The organism is Candidatus Poriferisocius sp., from assembly GCF_965202595.1.
GTDB lineage: Bacteria > Actinomycetota > Acidimicrobiia > Acidimicrobiales > Bin134 > Poriferisocius.
In genome coordinates this window covers 187,635-207,909 of the sequence record NZ_OZ241836.1, presented here as the reverse complement: position 1 = coordinate 207,909, position 20,275 = coordinate 187,635, and the positions used below count along the sequence as shown (strand labels likewise).

Below are 20,275 nucleotides of genomic sequence, written 5' to 3'. Positions count from 1 at the left end.
TCGGCACGATCACAATCAGTCGAGGGTGGACAGGAAGGCAACGACATTGTCTATGTCTTGGGGGCTGAGGCTGGTGCGGGCGGGCATGCCCCGGAGGTTTTCGGCATCGGCGGGCTTGCGCTCGGGGGCGTTGTATATCCAGGCCTCCAGTTCGCCCCGGTTGAGCGTGGCTCCGGTGGGCAGATCCAGGTAGGGAACGTGGTCGCCGGCATCCAGGTAGAGGTCGAACATCGACCCGGCGAACGTCCCCCGGGTCATCAGGTGGGTCAGGTTGGGAGCGGCCCCGGCGATCAACTCGTCGGTGTAGGTGCCGGCATCACCACCGTTGAACTCGCCGTAGATGTCCCAGCCATCGGGCGTGGTGCTCTCGCCGCCCCGGTTGGCCGGCGAGGTGACCCCGGTGATCACGTGGCAGTTGGCGCACTGCTGGCCGAACACCTCCCAGCCCGCGGCCACCCCCGGCACCGTGCTCTGGCGGGGATCCTCGGCCGGGGTCATCTGGTTGGCCTTCCACTCCTCGAACTCATCGGGAACCAGGGCCACGGCCACCATCTTCATGTAGCCGTGGGACAGGCCGCAGAACTCGGTGCACTGGCCCCGGAAGCGGCCCGGTTTATCGGCTTGGATAACCCAGTCGTGGGAACGGCCGGGAACCGCGTCCTTCTTGCCGTTGAGCTTGGGAATCCAAAAGGAGTGGATCACGTCCCGGGACTTGATGTCGAGGGGCACGTCCACCCCGACGGGGATGACCAGCTCGTTGGCGGTCACGAAATCGGGCGGGGTGGTGGTGTCACCGTCCAAGTGGTACTGGTACTCCCACCACCACTGCTGGCCGATCACCGTTACCACCATGTCCTCTCCCGAGGCCTCCACATCGTCGAGGGCGAACAGGGCCACCAGGGTGAACACCGAGATGACCGCGAGCAGAACGGTCGGCACGATGGTCCAGGCCACCTCCACGCGGTTGTTGCCGTGGACCTGCTCGGGGAACTCCTCGTCCTCGTAGTAGCCGTGCTCGCCGTCACCGGTGTCGGAGCCCGACACCCGGTAACGCCACCACAGCGCCAGCACCGCCCCCTGGATAAGGAAGAACACCACGCCGGCCACCACGAATATGGGATTGATGAGCTGGGCGATGTCCCGACCCTGGCGGCCGGAGGGCGAGAGGGTGGACAGCGGGTGGTCATCGGTAACCACGATGCTGATCACGATCAGGGCCGCAGTACCGGCCACCAGCAACAGGCTAGACAGCCAGACCAGCTTCTTGAGCCGGCTGCTCACCGGACACCGCCCATCGACTTGAGCCTGCTGCTCACCGGACACCGCCCCTGGATGCCCTGGATGGTGTGGGGACCATCACTTTGCCTCCCCATGGTCGAGCGGGGACTCCCCGTGCTCGGATGCGGGGGACTCGTGGTGGAAAGGGTGGAAATCGCGTGACCCCATGGCCGCGGTGATAACCCCGGCCACCAGGACTCCCACGCAGATGAGGGCCACCGTGCCGACGATTACCGACCGGCTGATCCGGGGGGCCATCGCAAACGCCACTGCGATGAAAAAGATCACGGTGGCCACCGCACCGGCCACAATGACCGCGCTGAACTTGGAGACGGTCAGCAGCACCCGGGAAAGGGCCAGCACCAGAACGGCCACCCCGAGCGCGGCGGTGACGGGATACTCGATGGGACGCATGATGCGGTTGCGCAGGTTGCGGTTGATGGCAGGATCGGCGGTGGCTCTATCGGCCCACGCGGCCAGCATCCACTCGAAGATGGCCGCCCCGACGATCACCAGCCCTATGACGAAGATTGTGGGATGGGTAACCAAACCCACGATCATGGCCCCCACCCCGAGAGCGGACACCGCCGGCCAGTAGTTGGCCTCCAGGTCGTTCTGGGTTTGGGGGATCTGCCCGCCGTCCATCAACTCGCCCACCGACTCGGCATCGGTGTCACGGAACACGACCAGGAACAGGGCCACCAGTGCGGACAGCACCGCGAAGCCCATCAACACCGCATACCCGACGTGGTCGCCGATGCCGCCCTTGTAGCCCAGGCTGAGCACCCCAACCCAGGTCTCGACGTTGAGCACCGCGAAGTACTCGGTCTCCCCCGCGCTGCCGCTGGCCACACCGTAGACGGCAGCGGCGGCCACCGCCGCGAAGAAGAAACCGAAGAACAGTCGAAATCCGGGGGTCAGCACGGCGGGCCTACTTCAACACGAAGATCGCCGTCCAGATGACGACATGGACGAATACTACGGCGTACCAGTAGATGGAGGCAGCCACGAAACCATCGGTCTGGCGGCTGCTGTACTGGCCCCCCAGCGCCCGGAAGGCCATGAGGAACATGAACAAAAGGCCGATGGCGATCATGCCCAGATGCGACCCCGAAATGGTGTAGATCAGTACGGCGGCGACCGACTCGTCGGCCACCAAACCCATCTGGGTGTACTGGAATGATGTCTGGATGACCACCGCCAAACCGAACAGGGTTGTCAGCCCGGTGGCCAGGATGGCGTGGGGACGGTCGTCCCGAGCAATGGAATAGACCGCCCACTGCATGGTGACCACCGACATGAGCATGGTCCACGCCGCCACCGTGGGGGGGGCCAGTTGGATGTCGGCACTGGACGGGATCCAGTCGGCACCGGAGGCCATAGCGTCGGCCCGCTCCCTCAGGTACACCCCCAGCAGGGTGGCGAAGTACATGAGCGAGGCCGCGGTGGCGAACACCGTACCCACCAGCAGGGTGCGCTGGCGGGGCAGCGGAGCAGCGAGTGGGGTCCCGACCGCGATGTCGGCCATCAGACCTCCACCCCCCGGTCGGCAGCGACCCCCACTTCGGGTCCGGCCAGGCTGCGAACCAGGTTCAGCACCACCAGCACCAAACCGCCCAGAACGGCGATATAACCGATGAGCCCGATCACGTTCAGGAACTCCACGAAGCCCAGAGCATCGATACGGTCGAAGGATCGGGGGCCGTAGGGTGGGTTGCCCACCCCGTAGGGCTCGGCCGGCTGATCGAAAAAGCCACTGAGCACATCGGTGAGCCCCACCAGGATGGCCCCACCGGCCAGGGGCACCACCGACAGGAACCCCAGGGGAGCGTTCAGGGGCCGGTCCAGCATCCGGGGCCCCCAGTGGTATAGCCCTCCCACTGCGGCCAGAAGACCGGCCAGCACCGCGAAGTTCATCATGCCGGTAACCAGGCTGGAGCCCCCCAGGTCGTCCATGGCATCGAAGAACCCCCGCCAGATGTCCCCGTCGGCCTCCCGCAGTACGCCCAACGCGGGCTCGGCCACCCGCAGCACGCCGGCCACCACCGCCGCTGTCAGCAACACCACCGCCGATGTCACCAGGGCGAACTGCGGGGAAATCCGGGGGCGCTGCCCGGAGGCAACGGCGTTGTAGGCCAGCCACCCGCCATAGGCCAGCACCACCAGGGCGATGCCCAGGCCGAAAGCGGTGAACAGCACCTCGTCGGTGACGACATGGGCATCGGTGGCCCGGGGATCGGGACTGTCGAAGAAGCTCTGGGCCCAGGCCCCGAAGGACAGGAAGCCGAAGACCCCCACTATGACCGCCATGGGTTCGAACATCCTGGGACGGCTGCGGTGGGCGGCGGTGAACACCTCAGCCACGATGCCCAGCGCCGGAATGGTCCAGGCGTACACCTGGGGAGCATCGAACGCCCAGGCCACCTGCTGGAAGGGAGCGTCTCCGGTTCCGAAACCCTCGGCCCCGGTACCCCGCATATCCACCCAGGAGATGACCAGGTTGGCCAGCAGTACCGGCAGGGAGAACAGCCACACCCCGGTGGCCACCAGCATCGACCACGAGAAGGCGGGCACTTGCAGGAGATCCATCCCGGCGGGGCGCTGGGTGACCACGGTGGTGAACACCACCCCGGCTCCGGCCAGCAGGCCGATACCGATAACCCCCAGCGACAGCACGGTGAGTTCCACCGACTGGACGCGGGCCGCACCGGCCCCGAGCGAGCCCAGGCCGCCGTAAGCGAAGGTGGCCACGATGTGGGTTACGGCCCCCACCAGCCAGGTCCAGAAGGCGGCGGCCGCGGCCCGGGGGAAGGCCACCGAGGAGGCACCGAGCTGGCGGGGCACGATCACGGTGGCCAGGCCCAAGAACAGCGGCACCAGCCCGCACAGGATCAGCGTGGTGCGGTAGAGGCCGAAAACCTGGAACAGCTCGTTGGCATCGCCGAAGACCCCGAACCCCCCGTCGATGTCGGCCTGCTCGATGCCGAGCAGGATGCCGAGGGTGAGGGCCAAACCGCAAAGCAGCAGGGAGAACACCACGTAGAGCCGACCGATGACCCGGTGGTCTCCGGTGCTGAGGATGCCGGCCAAACCGGTGGGCGGGGTCCAGCCGGCGGGCGGCGGCTGGGGCAACAGCCCAGAATCGCCGCCTGCCGCAACCGCTTCGGTTTCAGGCGCTTCGGTTTCAGGCGCTTCGGTTTCAGGCCTCGTCTCGGTGAGGGTCATCGTGCTCCACGAAGGCAGGTTCGGGACGGAACCTTATACATCGCCCCGGCCGTATCTCGCATCAAACCCAACCATCGCATCGAACCTGGGCATCAAACCCAACCATCGCACATCGCCCCGGCCATATCTCGCATCAAACCCAACCATCGCATCGAACCTGGGCATCAAACCCAACCATCGCACATCGCCCCGGCCATATCTCGCATCAAACACCGGTGCGAACCACCTGATCCACCACCATGGCCCCGAACAGCAGGGTTATGTAGGTGATGGAGTAGGAGAACAGGCGCATCGCCGCCGCGGCCTTCTGGGTGCGCAGCACCTGCACGGCCAGAAGCAGGAAAACGGCACCCAGAACCACTGCGGTGGCCAGGTACACCCACCCCATCTCGGCCACCGCGCTGAACAGCACCGACAGCGCCCCCAAGATCACGGTGTAGCCGAGGATTCGCACCGCGGTGGTGCGGGTGCTGGCCACTGCCGGCAGCATGGGCACGCCGGCGGCCCGGTAATCGTCCCGGTAGCGGATGGCCAGAGCCCAGAAATGGGGCGGGGTCCAGTAGAAGATGAGGCCGAACAGCACCAGCGGTGCCCAATCCAGGCTGTTGGTGACCGCGGCCCAACCCACCAGAACCGGCACGGCTCCCGCCGCTCCCCCAATGATGATGTTGCGGGAGGAGGTGCGCTTGAGCCACAGCGTGTACACGAACACGTAGAAAGCAGTGGCCGAGACGGCCAGCACCGCGCTGAGCAGGTTCACGAACCCCCAAAGCCAGGCAAAGGCCGCCCCCTCCAGGACCAGGGCGAAAACCAGGGCTCGGCGGGGAGCAACCGCTCCGGTCACCAGGGGTCGGTTCTTGGTCCGCTCCATCAGCCGGTCGATGTCGCGGTCGAAGTACATGTTGATGGCGTTGGCCCCACCCGCGGCCAGCGTTCCCCCGGCAATGGTGGCGACCATGAGCCACACCGGGGGGATGCCCTGTTCGGCCACCACCATGGTTGGCACGGTGGTCACCAGCAGCAACTCGATGATGCGGGGCTTGGTGAGCGCCACGTAGGCCCGGGCCGTGCTTACCCACTGGCGGGCCCGTTGGCGGGGGGAGGGGCGGGGCGGGCTCACCCGTTGGCGGGAGCGGGGGAAGGAGCGGGCCGGGCCGATCCCTGTACCGGAGTTCGGCGCGGCGGTTCGTGTATGGCTACCGGAGTTCGGCGCGGCGGTTCGTGTACGGCTACCTGTGGGCAGGCGGGCAGGACCCATGACCCACCCAGAGTACGGTTTCCACGGACACCAGGCCAAGGTAGATGACCGCCTGCCATCGGTGACCTTTACAATTCGAGGTAGATGACCGCCTGTCACCGGTGACCTTTACAATTCGAGACGTGATCCGGCCCCGAGTTCATCCCGCTGCCTACCGCAGGATCGCCATCGGGGCGCTCGCCCTCTTGACGTTAATCATTGTGAGCGGGGGCGCAGTCCGGCTCACCGGATCGGGGCTGGGCTGCCCCGACTGGCCGGCGTGCGACAACGACCAGCTCGTGGCTCCCCTGGAAGTCCACGCCATGATCGAGTTCATCAACCGGCTCATCACCGGGCTGGTGTCGGCCATCGTCATCGCCACCGTGCTGGGCTCCCACTGGCGGGTGCCGCGGCGGTCGGATCTGGTGTGGCTGTCGTGGGGCTTGGTGGCCGGGGTTCTGGCCCAGATCGTGCTGGGCGGCCTGGTCGTGCTGTACGAGTTGCCCCCCGTTCTGGTGATCGGCCACTTCCTGCTGTCGATGGTGCTGCTGTGGAACGCCGCGGTGCTGTACTGGCGAGCCTGCGCCGAGAATCCACCACCGAACCCGCCCCGATCCCGCCGCCAGTGGCTGAGCAACCGCCAGTGGTTGGGCAACCGCCGGTGGCTGAGCAACCGCCGGTGGCTGGGCAACCGCCGGTGGCTGAGCAATGGTGTCGTGGCCGTTACCTCGGTGGTGATCGTGACCGGAACCATCGTCACCGGGGCCGGCCCCCACGGCGGTGACGAGGATGCCGAGCGGATCGACGTGGCGGTGCGGGACGTGGCCCGGGTTCATGGCACCTCGGTGGTGGTGCTGCTGGTGGTTCTGGCCGCACTGGTGTGGTGGCTGCACAAACGGCAAGCCCCCGAACGGACCCAGTTCTGGGGGCGGGCAGTGCTGGGGGTGGCCCTGGCCCAGGGGTTGATCGGATACGTGCAGTACTTCACCGGCGTACCGGTTTTGCTGGTGGGAGCACACATTGCCGGCGCTGCTCTACTGTGGATTGCCACTGTGTTCTTCTGGCTCACCATGAGAGCGACCACCGATGCTTCCACCGATGCTGCCACCGATGGCGGCTACGCAACCCGGGTAGTACCGGCATGACACCCGCGGCACCGGTTGAGACTGCCCCTTCGGAGGTACTCAGGCCCACCAGCGATATTGATGTGCGTCCCGACCGGCCGTGGAAGGTGATCGTGTGGAACGATCCCATAAACCTGATGTCTTACGTAACCTTCGTGTTCCAGAAGCTGTTCGGCTACAGCAAGGAGAAAGCCACCCAGCTCATGCTGGATGTTCACCACAAGGGTCGGGCGGTTGTTTCCGACGGCCCCCGGGAGAGAGCGGAGATGGACGTTTTCCGCCTGCACGAACACGGCCTGTGGGCCACCATGGAACGGGACGACTGATGGCACCACCACGGCCAGTAAAACAGCGGGACGACTGATGGCACCACCACGGCCAGTAAAACAGCGGGACGACTGATGGCACGACGGCCGGTGAAGGCCAACGGGGACGGTACCTACCGCCTGAACCTGTCCAAGAACGAGAGAGCGATGGTTACCACCGTTGTCCCCCAACTGCGGGCCATGCTGGCCGGCAACCCCGACCATGAAACGCTGATCCGGCTATTTCCCACCGCTCGGCCCGACGATCCCGAGGCCGAGGCCGACTACCGGGCGCTGGTGCGCGATGAGCTGGTGTCGAAGCGACTGGCCCGGCTGGACACCGTGGGAGAGCTGGCCGAGGCCACCGTTATCAACCGGGAGCAGTTGGCGGCGTGGATAGGAACGGTCAACGATATCCGGCTGGTGCTGGGCACCCGCCTGGAGGTCGGCGAGGCCGACGAACTTGACGACGCATCAGAGTTGCCCGACCCCGAGGATAAAACCCCGGAATCGGTGGCCCTATCGGCCTACTACTACCTGGGCTGGCTGCTGGAAAACCTGGTGGAGGCATCGGCCTCCGACCTGTAACCCCCCTGACCGCCGACTACTCCTCCGCCGGTCGGGAAGCGGCGAGAGGCCGATACCGCCGGGGGATGAGGCTCCCGACTACTCCTCGGCCGGTCGGGAAGCGGGATCGCCCTGGCCGGCTCGGGCGATCTCGGAGAGCGAGGCCATGGCGTTGGTCAGGCCGCTGGTGTCGAGGGGCAAAAAGATCTTGGTGGCGTTGCCATCGGCCACGTACCTCAGGGCTTCCAGGTAACGGATGGCGATCAGATCGGGGGTGGGATCGCCGGTGTGGATGGCCCCGAAAACCCTTTCGATGGCATTGGCCTCGCCCAGGGCCACGGTCTCCCGCTGGTAGCGCTCACCATCGGCTACCCGCTTGAGAGCTTCGGCCTCGCCCTCGGCCTCCAGGATCTGGCTCTCCTTGAGACCCTCGGAACGCAGGATGGCCGACCGCTTGTCACCCTCGGCCTCGGTCACGACGGCCCGGCGATCCCGCTCGGCCTTCATCTGGCGGTGCATGGCTTCGGTCACGTCGGGCGGGGGATCGATGCGCTGGATCTCCACCCGAACCACCCGGGTGCCCCACTTGTCGGTGGCATCATCGAGAATCTCACGCAGCTTGCCGTTGATGAGCTCCCGGGAGGTGAGCGCAGCGTCCAGGTCGAGATCACCGATCACATTCCTCAAGTTGGTCTGGGCCAGCTTGGTGACCGCGAGCTGGAAGTTGCCCACGTTGTACTTGAGCTTCACCGGGTCGGTGGCCTCGAAGAAGATCACCGCGTCCACCGTGACCACCACGTTGTCCTTGGTGATGACCTCCTGGGGGGGCACGTCGATGACCCGCTCCCGCATATCCACCTTGTTGAGGCGCTTGACGAACGGGAGGATCCAGCGCAGGCCGGAGTCCACCGTGCGCTGGTAGCGCCCCAGCATCTCGATCAGCCCCTTCTCGTAGGGGCGGATGATGCGAAGACCCAGCGCGGCAATGACGATCCCCACGACCACGAGGATCACGAACAGGGCTATGACAGCTTCCATGGCTGAATACCTAGCTTTCTTTGGTTTCCGGGTTCCCGGATTCTTGCTCTCGGGGGAAGGGGACAACCACCAGGCGGGTGCCGCGGACTTCGGTGACCCTCACCCTGGTGTCGATTTCAATCACCTCGGAAGCGGAGGCCAACCACTCCTCGCCCCCTATCCGAACCCTACCGGTCTCGGCGTGCTCATCCACCTGCTCGATGATCTTGCCGGAGGCATCGATGAGCCGGTTGGCACCCACTCGGGGCTGCTCCCCTTCGTTCTGTTGCCTCACGAACCGGCGCAGGTAGATAAAGCTGGCCACGCTGCCAACCAAGAACGCCAGCCACTGCAACAAGATGTGGGCACCCACCCAGGCCAGCACCGCGGCGGCCGCTGCTCCGATACCGAAGGGGAGCAGGTAGAAGCCGGCGGTTATGACCTCGGCCAGCGAGAACACCACCGCCGTGCCTGTCCAAAGCCAGCGCCAGATCTCGTGCTCCAAGCCCTTGCCTCCCCTGTTGCGGCTACTCGGTACCTGTGCCACTGATGCTAGCCGTTATTCGATGGGATAACCACCGACAATGGCTGCTATCGTGTGTCGGTCTCAGCAGGTCGAGAGCCCCCATCGTCCAGCGGCCTAGGACGCCGCCCTTTCAAGGCGGTAACACGGGTTCGAATCCCGTTGGGGGTGCTACACTTTGCAGGCCCTTGCCTGTGGGCGACCGCCCTCCAGGGCAGCGCAGCAAACCTGCCTCCAGGGGCAGCACAATATGGTCCCGTGGTGCAGTTTGGAGTGCACGCCGGCCTGTCAAGCCGGAGGTCGCGGGTTCAAATCCCGTCGGGACCGCACAACAGAACACGGTCGGGTAGCTCAGTCGGAAGAGCGTCCGCCTGAAAAGCGGAAGGTCACCGGATCGACGCCGGTCCCGACCACCACCCGGCCCGGAGCGTTGCCCAACCCCGCTCCGGGCCGCTGGTTCTCCCCCCGCCCCGGCTTTGAATCCAACCCGCCGGTTCTCGCCCCGCCCCAGCTTTGAATCCAACCCGCCGGTTCTCGCCCCACCCCAGCTTTGAATCCAACCCGCCGGTAAGCCTTCCCCCGGTAGAGTGCGGTTATGGCGGCTGCTTCCCAATCCTTACCCGGTTTGGCGGATGCCCAACGGGCCGCGGCGGTGCTGGCCGATGCCGGGGCGGGATGTGTGCTGCTGCACGGTTCGGTCTCCCGTGACCAGCAAACCCCGGGGAGCGACATCGACCTGGTGGCGATCTTCGACGACTTGGGTGATTACTCCACCCGTAGGTCCACAGCCGCTGAGCTACGGCAGAAAGCCGAGAGAGTCTCGGGTCGGCGGGCCAATGTTTTCGTCACCGACCGGCCGGAATGGTGCCACCGCACAACCAGGATGCTGACCACTTTCGAGAGGGTCTTTGCCGATGGCGCTGTAACCTTGCTGGATCGTCCGCCGGTGAGCGTTGACTGGAACAAGGCAATCGGGCTGGCCGACATGGACATGGCCGAAGCAGTCAACACTTTGAACCATGCGATCAACTCGCTCGACGTGGTTGAGCTCCTGTACACCGGAACCGGGCGCGAGAAGCAGCTTCGATCATCGGGAGACCCGGCCGACTTGCACGAAGCCACCGAAGGGCGGCTCTGGAAACTGTGTGGTCAGGCTCACGATGCCGTGGAACACGGATTGAAGTCCATCATCCACGCCACCAGCACCACCCCCTCCGAAGATCTGTACCGAGGCTGGGACTACAAGACGCACCAGCTCCACGATCTGGTCAAACTGGTTGAACCCCGGTACCGAGATGCCGCGGCAGAGCTCCTCCGCCCCATCACCCTGCCCACCCAGAACATCATCGTGGATTACCACATGTTGTCCAACTACCCCAGCGAAGCTGAGGAATGGCAGCACCCCACCGAGGAAATTGCCAGCAATCTTGCCCGGTGTGCTCAGCGGATAGTGGACCTGGCCACCGGCATAATCGAACAAGCAACCAGCGAACAGGGCATCCCGATGAGACCCGACTGGGCCAGACGCCTGGCTCAAGCCCGCCTCTGCACTAACCGGATCGGTTTGGCAATGGCCAGCGAACCCTTCTGAGCCATACAGGAATGCGATCTTGGTGGCAACAAGATCGCTAATAACAACTTCGAGGGTCACTTATCCGCCACGAGCCCGTACCGTTTAGCCACCGAATCCAATAGTCGATCAGTGGTCGGAGTTCGGACCTGTGGGCAGTTAAAAAATGCAGCAGAGTAAGGGATGGTCTCTCCTTCCTCAGCGAGCTGCCAACCCGGCTCCTGGTGAGAGAGTTCGCTTACCCCAGCCGTGGTTATACCTTTGAGACTGTCTACCACCTCCGAAATGGTCTGCATTTCATCTTTGCTGAACAATGCGAGGTTCGCGGATCGCAGGGGTATCAGTCTGTCTAGTGTCTTGTCAAGAAATTCCTCTTGGACCAACTTAGCTTCTCCGGACTCGATCAGTTGATCACGCACCGGTTTCAACTGGCGAGGTGCTGGTCCATGAGGAAGCTTCTGGAACTCGCACCCGGAGATGACCTGGTGGTGACGGCGCAGGTGCTCGAACTCCACAAAGAACAGCACCTTGTTGAGCTTCGTAGCCCCTCCATATCTGTCCTCTTTCAGCAGGTCAGCGACATGTAGCACCATCTCGACAAACTTGTTGGCGTTGTAGGCGAAACCCATGTCACCCATGGTAGGCCGCGGGTGCGACAGTTGCAGCCGCGCCCCTTCCGGGGGCGGTGGGCGAACCAGGGCCACCCGTCGGCAGTAAGGGGAGGGGGCTTAGCCGGCTAGGGCCATCCAGGCGACCAGGTTCACGTCCTCGGGGGCGATCTCGGGCAGGGGTTGGGGGGCTTCGTAGGGTTGGAGTCCGAGGGTTTTGATCACGCTCAGGATGTTCTGCGCCTGCTGTTTCGGATCGTCGATAGTGGTGATCGCCGCATGGAGCGTGCGGATGGTGCGTTCGGGGTAGGGGGCGCGGATGGTGTCGATGGCCCTGTCGATGTCCTCCTGGTTGATGCCTGGTGGTGGATGCTGTCGCAGCACCTCGGCCACCCGATGCAGGCGGGGCGCAACCGTGGGTTCCAGGTTGGCCTTGTCGGCCAGATGGTTCCACCTCGCTACGATGTCGGCCCGGGCCTCGTCCCAGGCTGCGAACGCTCCGGCCAGGGTGGCATCGTCAAACCGGCGGGCCGTGTCGAAACCTTCAGGGGGCCGAGCAGCATCCAGGCAGGCCAGCGTCTCACTCAATATGTCCTGGTCGGCATGGGTGCCGGTGGGCACGAAGCGGAACTGCGGCTTGGGATGATCCCCCACCCGGGCGCAGAACACATAGCCCGGCCGGCAGCCCGGAGCGCCGGCGACCATGCCCGACCCCGAACCCCACGGCAAGGATTCGATCCGTTCGGCCAGGCCGGAATCCTCGAACGCGGCCCGCAATTCCTGGCGGAACTCCTCACCCGACAGCGCACCCCGGCTGGTGCTGCCCCGCTCGAACAGGGAGGCATCCTCGTTGCGGATGCGCTCGATCTCCTCGCGGGTCTCGGTAAAGTTGATGTCGGCCCGGGCGGCTTGATCGGGCAGCACCTCGCCCACCCCCACGCTGGCCGCCGCCTGGGCGATCTTGCGGTGCAGCCGCTCCTCCAACCCCAGCAGATCATCGAGGCGGCTGTCGGGAAACACGCAACGAAGGAACACCTCGGAGTGACTGGAGCCGATGCGGTCGATACGACCATGGCGTTGCACCAACCTCATCGGGTTCCAGGGCAGGTCGTAGTTGATGATGTGACGGGCCTGCTGGAGGTTCACCCCCTCGGCCAGAACATCGGTGGTAACCACAATGTCGTAGAGATCATCGTTGAAATCGCCGGGGGCCTGGGTGGTGCGGGGGGCGAACCCGAACAGCACCTTCTCCCTCTCGTGGCTTGCGGTGCGGGAGGCCCCCGTGATGCAGGCAACGCGACCCCGGTAGGCGGCCAAGCGCTCATCGGTGTCCACCACCCGCTCGAGGTGCTCGAAGATCCACTCCACGGTGTCGGTGAAGTAGCTGAAGATCAGCACCTTGCGCCGATCCCGGGTGTTGCCTTCTCCGATGCCCTGCCTCTCGGCCTCAGCGGCAATGTCGGCCAACTCCTCCACCAGCACGGCCAGGTTGGGGTCGTCCGCTCGGCTGACCTTGCGAGCCTCGGCGGCAAACTCCCGCAGCAGAACCCGATCCCGGTCCACATGGGCTCGCAGGCGCTCCCGGTCGTAGTTGCCGGCATCCTCGGTCGGGCCCATCACGCCGCCCCGGTGGGTGTCGGACTGCTCGCTGTCGAACTCGTCGGAATCGGCGGCAATCCAATCGGCCAGCACCTCGCCGGTGACCACCCGACCCTGTTCCAGCAGCGTCAGGAACGCGTCGTGGCTCCTGGCCATCCGCTCGCAGGTTTCCGCAAAAGCGTGGGGGGAAGACTCGAAGCGCTTCAGCAACCCCGACCGCAGCAGGCCGGCGAGCTGCGTCTCGTAGGCTTCGGCCTCCTGGTCGATCCGGTACTGCGACGGCGCGTACCGGGCCAGGGTGAGAGTGCCGGGATCTTCGGATTCGGCATCGGATTCGGATTCAGCATCCTCCGAGCCAGGCTCGACATCGCCGGATCCGGATTCAACCTCCTCCGAGCCGGCCTGGGGGTCGAGGGCATGGGCGAAGCGAGCGAAGAAGCCGGGCATCACCTCGTCAATATCGTAGGTGACCTTCCTCACCCTGGGAGTGGGAAACTCCACCAGCGTGTCCTTGCCCTCCACCCGGATCGTGTCGCTGGAGTAGTAGCGCTTGACGAACGATCGTGTGCGGCGCACCACCACCGCGTCCAGCACATCGAACAGGTGCTCGGGGGTGAGGTCGTCGGGGTTGTAGGCCATGGCCTGGGCGAAGTGATCGCGCAGCGAGCGGATGCCCGCGTCGGCAAAAGTCGCATCGTTGCGAAGGAAGTAGCCCAGCAGGTGGTAAAGGTCCCACAGGCTGTTGTTCACCGGAGTGGCGGTGAGCATCACCAGCTTCTTGGGGTGCGGATCGGCCAGCAGGCGGCGCAAGGCCTCGGCCCGCTGGGTGGCGGGGTTGCGCAGGTTGTGAGCCTCGTCGATCACCACCAGGGCGTAGTCGTTGATCTCGGCCTCCAGCTTGCAGGCATCGGCGTGTTCGGGGTTCAGCCGCCGGTCGCCCGCCATATCCTCATACGACCGCAGCTCCATGGGCAGGTTGTGCTCGGTCCTGAACGCCCGCCACGGCCCGTCCCGCAACGTGGCCGGGGCGATCACCAGCACCCGCTGGCGACGCTCCAGGGCTGCCTCCTCTATCAGCCTTCCGGCCAGGAACGTCTTGCCCAGGCCAACCTCATCGGCAATGAGCACCCCGTGATGCTCTTCCAGTATGCGCCGAGCCCGCCACACGCCATCGTCCTGGAACTTGGTGAGGTGAACATTGGGGTGGCCTTCGGCTTCGGCCTCGTCTCGGATCTCGCCGGCGTAGAGTTCCCACAGCATCCGCAGGTAGATGAGCTGCGGGGCGTGGGGCTCGAAGCGGACCTCGAACAGGGCGGCCAGGTCGTACTCCTCCGCCTCGGCCCATAGCTCGTCGAACCAGTCCTGCACCTGGCCCACCACATGGGGCGAGTAGTTGCCCAGGTTCAACTCGAGGTTGGTGGCCAGCCCGGCGTAGGTGAAGTTGGACGACCCGGCCACCACCCCGTGGGAGCGGTCGCCCACCAAGAAGGCCTTGCCGTGCAGGAACCGCCCCTCCAGCCGCCGCACCTCCACCCGCCCCGACCGCAACCACCCCACCAGCCTGCGAGCCGATGCATCGGCCTCAACGGTAAAACCCAAGTGGTCGCGCTCGATGCGCAGGTTCTGCTCGTGGCCATCCAGGGCCGCACGCAGCCGATTTCTTTCGGCCCGCTCCGGTTGCACCGGTTCGACTTGCAGGTGCCGCCGGCGGTTTTCGGGCTGGGTGGGTTCGGCCCCCAGCAGCAACCGCACCCCGGTGGCCCCATCCAGCGCATCGGCCAGCAGCGAGTAGCCCCCCACATTGAAGTAAGCGGTGGCAATGTCCACCCCCGCCCCACCCACGAACCCGGTGGTGGCGTGGTTTATGAACCCATTGAGCGCCCCAGCCACCGTGTGCTCATGCCGGTTTACCGCCAGCTCGGGTTTTTCCACCCCGCTTGAGGTGGGGTTCGGCCGGCTTGCCTGCGCCGGTTTCATGTTATCGGGTCGTAAATGTCAAACCACTCGTTGAGATGCCGGCGGTAACTATTCAGCGTGCTCGGGGAGTACTCCCATTCGTTGAGGAATCTCTCAACTGTGTCTTCATCTCTGTTTCCAGGATTGAAACCTCGCTTCAAAGCCCACTCCATCCACCGATTTATGACACTCTGCTTTTCATTTCGGTATGAATCAGAAATATCAGATTGATCATTCGTAAAGTGTTTGGCCCGCAGTCTCCACCGGAGGTTGGATATAGGTATCCCGTCGAAATGCCAAAACGTCCAGCCGTTCCAAGATTGACGACCCAACGCATACATAGCAGCGGCCGATGGGGTATCGAACTCCTTATCGTCCACTATCAATCTTCCCTCGTCGGTCACCAACGCTTCGTAATCTTTGCCTTGATGGTATGCCATCAAAATGCTGAGCGGTGGTAAAAGCCCCTCGGCAAGCAGTTCAGCGATACTGCCACGCGACCGGCTTACCCTTGTTGGTGCTGCCCTTTTGAGGGGTCTTGACTCTGAGGTCTTTGAGGGTGCGGGTTGCTTTGGCGCTTGCCGATCAGGCACCAAGAGCTGGCTGAGCTGAGAAGCTGCTTCCAGGGTCATGGTGACTTTGTACCCCCTAACTACAACCTCCACGGTCTCGGCATCTTGGTGCACATACACCAGGCTCCCGTCAAGGCATTTCACCCGTCCGTCGGTCATAAAATCCTCCTAAAGTGGTCGATTACTGCGGCGTGGCGGTCGGAATAGTCAACGGTGCGGCTGAAAGTGTCGTAGATCACACCCAAGTCGGCTTCGTCGAGGCCATAAAGGTGGGCCACGCAAGCGTCCAGTTCGGCGAGGAGGTCTTGTTTGGTTGCCTCGTCGGTGACCGACCCCACCGGCACCCCCACTTGAGCGGCCCATTGGTCAAAGCGCTCGTCGGTGGCAGCCAGCCGCCCGGCAATGTTCGCCACCCGATCCCGAACCGGATGCCCAGCCCCTGGATCGGGAATGGACAGCGCGTTGAGCTGCTCAAACGTGATGTGCAGTTCCACCGTGCGCCGAGCTTGCCAATCGCAGATCATCGAACACAGCACCCCCAAAACGTAAGCCTCGTCGACCACGGTGCCCTCAACCAGCAGCAAGTATGGAGCCGAATGCACGATCACCCGATTGCCGGGCACCAAAGCAACAACAATTGTGCGCGTGTTGGTCGGGTTGGTTACGTCACGGAAAGCAATACGAGGGTGGAGGCAGGGCAGGGTGGTGGAATCGTTGATGGTTGCCTCGTCTTGTTGGGCAAACGCCGACCGCCGAGTTTTTGATTGTGCCAGCCGCTTGGTCTGAAGATGGGCTACAACGCTCTCGACATCAGCACTGTCGTAGAACTTACTGGTATCGGGTTGCCATAAGTCAAACGACTCACCTTTGTACACCGGCCAAACCGTAACCAGAGTCAGGCAATCAGCTTCAGCCTGAGCTTTCCCACCATCGTCGTTCACGAACCAGCCCCTGTCACGGGTGGCATCGAACTCGCGGACCGGGCGGAAACCCCATCGTCGTTCACGAATCGATCCCGGTCGTGGGTGGCATGAAACTCTGCGACCGGACGGATTTTCCATCGTCTCCGCGGAACCGGTGCCGGTCGATGGTTGTGTTGAAGTCTCCCTGGATCGGTCGAAGTCTCCACCGCCGGAACTTTCGAGAGAGAGAGAGAGAGAGAGATCTTCAGCGCGTTCTGACGGAAGATCGGCACCATCAAAACGCGGGTTTTGCTTTATTTTGCGCCATACCCGAAATGCCGGGCGAGAGGGCACTAGGGGAAACGCCGCAGTACTCGACCATCTAACAAACTCAGAAACCGGAATCAACTCAGGTTTGCCGTCTACCAACTCGCAAAAATGAGCCAGCGAGCCGGCCGGGCCGGGATATATGGCTACGCATGCCTCGTCAGGGTCGCCCTCAAAGCCACCTCCAGGGCTCGCTTCTGGGGTTCCGTCTGCGCGCGGTGACAAGGGCGAAGGTGTATCGGCCATCCACCCCATCGAATCCCCACTGCTTGGTGTTGAGGCAGGTGGCAACTGAGAGCACCGAGTGACCGACACCAGCGCCACCGTGTAGGAGTGATGAACCCCGTCGAACACCCAGCCCTTGTGGTTGATAAGGGTCGCCAGTGAGAGGTAGACTAGGAGATTGTTGCTGGTACCCTTTGGTACCCTTTGGTACCCTTTGGTACCCTTTGGTACCCTTTGGTACCCTTTGGTACCCCAAGCACTTCGTTGCGCCAGTTAGCCATGCCCGCGTCGGCTACCGCCGTGCGGGGCAGCACGTTTCCGATGCGGCCCCCCAAGCGGCAAAGTCCGAGGTTGGCCCAAGAGAACGCCTTGTACAGGTCGGTCTGGCCCGAGCCCAACTTGGGAAACGTGGCCCGCAGCAGTTTCTTAAACGCTTCGGCTCGCTCCTTCTCTTCCTCAAACACCTCGGCCAGATCGGGACGCCGCGCTTCCAGGGTATCAATTTCCATCCGCATGCGAGCCGTCGGCAAAGAACGTACACCGGGCAAATGCATCCCCCACCACACCTTGCGATCCACCACAACCTTCTCCCACGGGGGGTTGCCCAGGAGGCAGTCGAAGCCGCTGCGTTCGCCCCGGGCAAATACTTCGGGCCAGACGGCTGGATAGTGCACTGGGATGAACCTTTGTACCTCAGCCTGAACCTTGGAGGTAGCATCCAGCGCGGCCACCTTCTCGGGGGTGAAGTCGAACTCTTTGGGGATTTGGATGGCCCCGGCCCGCACCGCGGTTACCACGTTGAACACCGCGGAGGCCGGTGCGGCTGCTTGGCGGGCGGCCTCGTTGGCTTGCCGGGCGGCATCGATCTCGGCCTTGTTGGCATCGTTGAGCCGTCCCAGCTTGGCCAGGTGCTCGCCGCATCCTTCCAGCAATTGCTCCAATTGCCGGGCGAACAGCGATGGTGTGTAACCGGCTTCACCGGCTTTTTTCTGTTTCGGCATCAGCGCGGCGGCGGCATCGTCAATCGAGGCCACTCCGGTGAGGCAATCCCCGCGTACCAGGTTGTGATCGAGGAAAGACAGGGGCAGACCGGGAACGAAGGTGTGAATCCAGATCGACAACCGGGCCAACTCCACCGCCACCGGTATCTTGTCTATGCCGTACACGCAGTGGCGGGCCACCTGGCGGCGCAGCAGCGAGCTGGTTTCGATCTCCACCCCGTCGGCCAAGTCGCCCAGAGCATCGACCGCAGCTCGGCGCAACCGCTTCAACTCCTCGGTGATGGCAGGAGCTCGGTTGAGGGTGAGCCAGGCCGACAACCGGGCCTCGATGCGATCCACCGCCGCCACCAGGAAGTGGGCCGAGCCCATGGCGATGTCGGCGCAGCGAAAGTCGAAGAAAGCCTCGGCCACGCCGGCATCATCATTTTGAAGTCGCAGCTCCTCCAGCCGGGCAATGTGGTCATCCAGCGCCGGTTCCAGAGCGTGATCCAGCAGGTGCTCGACCGCAAACGGCTTGGTGAAGTACGAACCGGTGGCCTTGCGAGCGCCGGAGGAGTTGTGGAAGTACACCGAGCCAACTTCCACCTCCACCTCGTCGTCGCCCGCGGCGGGCACGTACTGCTCATCGCCCTTGATGGTTTTGATGGTCAGGTCGTCCTGGGCCACCGACAGCCTCGACTCCAGCAAACCCTCGTAGATGGTGCCGAACTCCCGCACCGACAGCGAGCGAAAATCCACCGGCCCCACACCCTCGGGCCCCTCGTCCACCAGCACCGCCTCCAGAGCGGGGCCGAACTCGGCATCGGTCAGGGTGAGCCTGCTTATGGCCGCCCCCGACCGGCTGGCCGCGGGGTCGGCGCTGAAGAGGCCGCCGTTGTAGGCGGGCACCCCCCAAACGGCGTTGCCCTCGTTGACCGCCTGCCAGAGCCTGCTCACGCGATCCCACAAGCCGGTTTCGTGCCGGTCGTAGCCGATGGGGCCATGGCGTGATTGCTCGGCCAGATGGCGAGCCTGCTGCGACAGGGAGTTCTTGGCGTATTCATCGTTGGTGCGGTACGGCAGAAGATCCTTGTCCTCGGCATAGGCCACGAATAGCAACCGGAACAGGATCACCATCACTTGCTCGTAAGCATGATTCAGGTCGTCCTCGCTCAACACCTGCCTACCAGCATTGCTCAGATCACCCTCACCCAAAACCTGCTCACCCCCAGGGTGTCCTGGCGAAAGCCGGGCAGCCACTGCGTTGGCCAGCGCGGGAACCGTCTTGCGATACACCCGCTCTTGCAACCTAACCGCCAGGTCGGCGGCAAAGTCCCTCGACTTGTTCAATATCTCGTCCAGGGTGCCCCCATCGGCCAGGGCCTCGGCGGAGAACAGCAGTTGCAGGTATCCGGCCAGGTCGCGGGGCAAAAGCGTCAGGTTCACCTCGACAAAGGTTTCGGCTCGGCCCTTCCCCCCCACACTCTTGCTGGTTTTCGAGCTGTAGAGGCGTATCTCGGAGGCTCGGGTGAGTATGACCCAATCGATGTTCTCCCGGTCGGCCAGAGCCAGGGCTCGTGACACCGGTGATGTGTCGAACCGGCGGGACGGGGCCTCGAAGGGCTCGTCATCCTCGCAGAACACCGCAACCGCACGGTCACGACCGTTCACGATCAATTTCGAGGCGTTGCTGACCAGGGGCTCGATCTGGAACCCCAGTCCCTCGACCAGCCGGCGAGCCCGCCGGGCCAGCAACGGCTGAGCCTTCCTTCGGGCCTCGTCCCAGTCCGGTCGCTGAGGCACCCCCGCCTTCAACTCCTGGGTGGCCAACAGACCCAGGTTGCGCAGCCCGGGGAACGGGGAGTCGAGCTCGGGCAGGGCCGCCAGCAAGAACCGGGTGGCGGCATGATGGCTGGGTTCGCTCAGCGCAACATCGGCCAAACGCTCGGCCTGGGTTACCTCGATGCCGTAATGCACCACCGGCTGCTCGCCCACCGGACCGCACAACGTCACCAGTTCACCATCGCCGCCGGGATAGAACGCCACCAGCAGCACCGGGCTGGGCCGCCTTTCCCGGCGTTTGAACCAGCCCCTGCGCATATCGGCGGCGGTGGGCTTGCTGGAGGCCCGAACCAGCACCACCTCCAACCCGTTGGACACATCCTGGAAGAACGCACCCGCCGGGGTCAGCGCCGGCGGAAACCCCTCCGGTGCTGCCCAGTTGACGGGATTCCGGTCGATCAGGAAGCGATCCACAAGG

At 64.2% G+C, this 20,275-nt stretch carries 16 protein-coding genes and 3 tRNA genes; 7 read left to right on the top strand and 12 right to left on the bottom strand.

The features are described 5' to 3' along the window. Positions 1–15 precede the first annotated feature (15 nt). The 5 genes from coxB to ACOGXC_RS01310 form a co-directional block, all read right to left on the bottom strand. Complete coding sequence (coxB, locus tag ACOGXC_RS01330; protein ID WP_419918933.1) at positions 16–1,281, bottom strand: cytochrome c oxidase subunit II; 1,266 nt, start codon at positions 1,279–1,281, stop codon at positions 16–18. A 75-nt stretch (positions 1,282–1,356) separates the two neighbouring features. Beyond that, on the bottom strand, positions 1,357–2,202 hold the full coding sequence (locus tag ACOGXC_RS01325) for a hypothetical protein (RefSeq protein WP_419918932.1): 846 nt from the start codon (positions 2,200–2,202) through the stop codon (positions 1,357–1,359). A 7-nt stretch (positions 2,203–2,209) separates the two neighbouring features. Next, on the bottom strand, positions 2,210–2,806 hold the full coding sequence (locus tag ACOGXC_RS01320; RefSeq protein ID WP_419918931.1) for a cytochrome c oxidase subunit 3: 597 nt from the start codon (positions 2,804–2,806) through the stop codon (positions 2,210–2,212). Then, the gene (locus ACOGXC_RS01315; RefSeq protein WP_419918930.1) at positions 2,806–4,503 is read right to left on the bottom strand and encodes a cbb3-type cytochrome c oxidase subunit I; all 1,698 of its coding nucleotides are present in this window, start codon (positions 4,501–4,503) and stop codon (positions 2,806–2,808) included. The genes ACOGXC_RS01320 and ACOGXC_RS01315 overlap by 1 nt, the downstream gene beginning before the upstream one ends. Before the next feature lie 205 nt (positions 4,504–4,708). Then, positions 4,709–5,761 (bottom strand): heme o synthase, encoded by a 1,053-nt coding sequence (locus tag ACOGXC_RS01310; RefSeq protein ID WP_419918929.1) that lies wholly within the window; start codon positions 5,759–5,761, stop codon positions 4,709–4,711. Positions 5,762–5,883: 122 nt separating this feature from the next. Between ACOGXC_RS01310 and ACOGXC_RS01305 the strand changes: the two genes are divergently transcribed. The 3 genes from ACOGXC_RS01305 (at position 5,884) to ACOGXC_RS01295 (ending at position 7,757) form a co-directional block, all read left to right on the top strand. After that, positions 5,884–6,885 carry a COX15/CtaA family protein gene (locus ACOGXC_RS01305; protein WP_419918928.1) on the top strand — a complete coding sequence of 334 codons (1,002 nt, stop codon included), beginning with the start codon at positions 5,884–5,886 and terminating at the stop codon, positions 6,883–6,885. After that, positions 6,882–7,190 (top strand): ATP-dependent Clp protease adapter ClpS, encoded by a 309-nt coding sequence (gene clpS, locus ACOGXC_RS01300; protein WP_419918927.1) that lies wholly within the window; start codon positions 6,882–6,884, stop codon positions 7,188–7,190. The genes ACOGXC_RS01305 and clpS overlap by 4 nt, the downstream gene beginning before the upstream one ends. A 75-nt stretch (positions 7,191–7,265) precedes the next feature. Further along, positions 7,266–7,757, top strand: coding sequence for a DUF2017 family protein (locus ACOGXC_RS01295; protein ID WP_419918926.1), 492 nt, complete (start codon positions 7,266–7,268; stop codon positions 7,755–7,757). Between the two features lie 78 nt (positions 7,758–7,835). On the opposite strand, the gene ACOGXC_RS01290 is transcribed toward ACOGXC_RS01295, so the two are convergent. Both ACOGXC_RS01290 and ACOGXC_RS01285 read right to left on the bottom strand, forming a co-directional pair. After that, positions 7,836–8,774, bottom strand: coding sequence for an SPFH domain-containing protein (locus ACOGXC_RS01290; RefSeq protein ID WP_419918925.1), 939 nt, complete (start codon positions 8,772–8,774; stop codon positions 7,836–7,838). A 10-nt stretch (positions 8,775–8,784) separates the two neighbouring features. Further along, the gene (locus ACOGXC_RS01285; RefSeq protein ID WP_419918924.1) at positions 8,785–9,300 is read right to left on the bottom strand and encodes an NfeD family protein; all 516 of its coding nucleotides are present in this window, start codon (positions 9,298–9,300) and stop codon (positions 8,785–8,787) included. A gap of 74 nt (positions 9,301–9,374) precedes the next feature. On the opposite strand from ACOGXC_RS01285, the gene ACOGXC_RS01280 reads away from it, so the two are divergent. The 4 genes from ACOGXC_RS01280 to ACOGXC_RS01265 all read left to right on the top strand — a co-directional run bounded on the left by ACOGXC_RS01280 (position 9,375) and on the right by ACOGXC_RS01265 (position 10,867). Then, positions 9,375–9,447 (top strand) — tRNA-Glu (locus ACOGXC_RS01280). 81 nt (positions 9,448–9,528) lie between these two features. Beyond that, positions 9,529–9,603 (top strand) — tRNA-Asp (locus tag ACOGXC_RS01275). 13 nt (positions 9,604–9,616) lie between these two features. Then, a tRNA-Phe gene (locus tag ACOGXC_RS01270) sits at positions 9,617–9,692 on the top strand. 179 nt (positions 9,693–9,871) lie between these two features. After that, the gene (locus ACOGXC_RS01265) at positions 9,872–10,867 is read left to right on the top strand and encodes a nucleotidyltransferase domain-containing protein (protein ID WP_419918923.1); all 996 of its coding nucleotides are present in this window, start codon (positions 9,872–9,874) and stop codon (positions 10,865–10,867) included. A 56-nt stretch (positions 10,868–10,923) separates the two neighbouring features. Here ACOGXC_RS01265 and ACOGXC_RS01260 read toward each other — a convergent pair whose 3' ends face one another. From ACOGXC_RS01260 to ACOGXC_RS01240, 5 genes are all read right to left on the bottom strand, one after another. After that, on the bottom strand, positions 10,924–11,475 hold the full coding sequence (locus tag ACOGXC_RS01260) for a Panacea domain-containing protein (RefSeq protein ID WP_419918922.1): 552 nt from the start codon (positions 11,473–11,475) through the stop codon (positions 10,924–10,926). 99 nt (positions 11,476–11,574) lie between these two features. Then, positions 11,575–14,985 carry a helicase-related protein gene (locus ACOGXC_RS01255; RefSeq protein WP_419918921.1) on the bottom strand — a complete coding sequence of 1,137 codons (3,411 nt, stop codon included), beginning with the start codon at positions 14,983–14,985 and terminating at the stop codon, positions 11,575–11,577. A gap of 41 nt (positions 14,986–15,026) precedes the next feature. Beyond that, positions 15,027–15,740: a hypothetical protein gene (locus ACOGXC_RS01250; RefSeq protein ID WP_419918920.1), complete on the bottom strand. Its 714-nt coding sequence runs from the start codon at positions 15,738–15,740 to the stop codon at positions 15,027–15,029. Beyond that, entirely contained in the window at positions 15,737–17,056 is a 1,320-nt protein-coding gene (locus tag ACOGXC_RS01245; protein WP_419918919.1) for a hypothetical protein, read from the bottom strand. Before ACOGXC_RS01245 ends, ACOGXC_RS01250 begins: the two co-directional genes overlap by 4 nt. A gap of 149 nt (positions 17,057–17,205) precedes the next feature. After that, positions 17,206–20,271 carry an Eco57I restriction-modification methylase domain-containing protein gene (locus ACOGXC_RS01240; RefSeq protein ID WP_419918918.1) on the bottom strand — a complete coding sequence of 1,022 codons (3,066 nt, stop codon included), beginning with the start codon at positions 20,269–20,271 and terminating at the stop codon, positions 17,206–17,208. Positions 20,272–20,275: the final 4 nt, after the last annotated feature.

Bases quoted from the DNA above. Each gene is read 5' to 3' on its own strand.
- ACOGXC_RS01320 (WP_419918931.1), bottom strand. From the start codon at position 2,806: ATGGCCGACATCGCGGTCGGGACCCCACTCGCTGCTCCGCTGCCCCGC.
- ACOGXC_RS01315 (WP_419918930.1), bottom strand. From the start codon at position 4,503: ATGACCCTCACCGAGACGAGGCCTGAAACCGAAGCGCCTGAAACCGAA.
- ACOGXC_RS01310 (WP_419918929.1), bottom strand. From the start codon at position 5,761: ATGGGTCCTGCCCGCCTGCCCACAGGTAGCCGTACACGAACCGCCGCG.
- clpS (WP_419918927.1), top strand. From the start codon at position 6,882: ATGACACCCGCGGCACCGGTTGAGACTGCCCCTTCGGAGGTACTCAGG.
- ACOGXC_RS01295 (WP_419918926.1), top strand. From the start codon at position 7,266: ATGGCACGACGGCCGGTGAAGGCCAACGGGGACGGTACCTACCGCCTG.
- ACOGXC_RS01290 (WP_419918925.1), bottom strand. From the start codon at position 8,774: ATGGAAGCTGTCATAGCCCTGTTCGTGATCCTCGTGGTCGTGGGGATC.
- ACOGXC_RS01265 (WP_419918923.1), top strand. From the start codon at position 9,872: ATGGCGGCTGCTTCCCAATCCTTACCCGGTTTGGCGGATGCCCAACGG.
- ACOGXC_RS01260 (WP_419918922.1), bottom strand. From the start codon at position 11,475: ATGGGTTTCGCCTACAACGCCAACAAGTTTGTCGAGATGGTGCTACAT.
- ACOGXC_RS01250 (WP_419918920.1), bottom strand. From the start codon at position 15,740: ATGACCGACGGACGGGTGAAATGCCTTGACGGGAGCCTGGTGTATGTG.
- ACOGXC_RS01245 (WP_419918919.1), bottom strand. From the start codon at position 17,056: ATGGCCGATACACCTTCGCCCTTGTCACCGCGCGCAGACGGAACCCCA.